This window comes from Mycobacterium sp. 852002-51961_SCH5331710, from assembly GCF_001665535.1.
GTDB lineage: Bacteria > Actinomycetota > Actinomycetes > Mycobacteriales > Mycobacteriaceae > Mycobacterium.
The window spans coordinates 1-727 of the sequence record NZ_LZSQ01000101.1 but is presented as its reverse complement, the minus strand read 5'-3'; the positions used below and the strand labels follow the sequence as shown (position 1 = coordinate 727).

General features: G+C 61.5%; 1 protein-coding gene. It reads right to left on the bottom strand.

Annotation, left to right across the window (positions count from 1 at the left end):
* The coding region (locus tag A5752_RS17680) for a condensation domain-containing protein (protein ID WP_197500661.1) at positions 1 to 727 on the bottom strand (727 nt) is incomplete at both ends.

Here is a 727-nt window from a genome sequence, read left to right as displayed (position 1 = left end):
TGCAACTCAGCCGGCCAATCCACCACCACACTGGCACCGCGATAATCAGCAACCAACGGATACGGCCGATCAGTAGGCAACGCCAACCGCTCCGGCATCCCCGCCAAAGCCCGCTCCCAAAACCTCAGCTGCCCAGCAACCGCACTCTCGGGATCGGCCAACTCCCCCAAACGTTCACGCTGCCACAACGTGTAATCCACATACTGCACCGCCAACTCAGCCCACTGCGGAGCCCGTCCCCCACACCGAGCCTCATAAGCCACCCCCACATCAGCGGCCAACACACCCAACGACCAACCATCAGCGGCGATATGGTGAACCACCACCACCAACACATGCTCATCACCAGAAACCGCGAAAAGCCACGAACGCAAAGGAATCTCAGCAGCCAAATCAAACGAATGACCCGCTGCCGCATCCACCGCATCCGACAACCGCCCAACCGGCCAACCCGAGGCATCAACAACCTCAAACCCCACCCGCGCCCGCTCAACCGGCACCACCACCTGCCGAGGCACCCCATCAACAGCCGGAAACACCGTGCGCAAACTCTCATGACGACCCACCACATCGCCCAACGCCGCACCCAACGCCCCAACATCAAGACGCCCACGCAACCGCAACGCCACCGCCATGTTGTAAACCGGCTGCCGACCCTGGGAACCACCAAACTGATCGACAAACCACAACCGACTCTGCGCAAACGACAACGGCACCACCGAAGGCC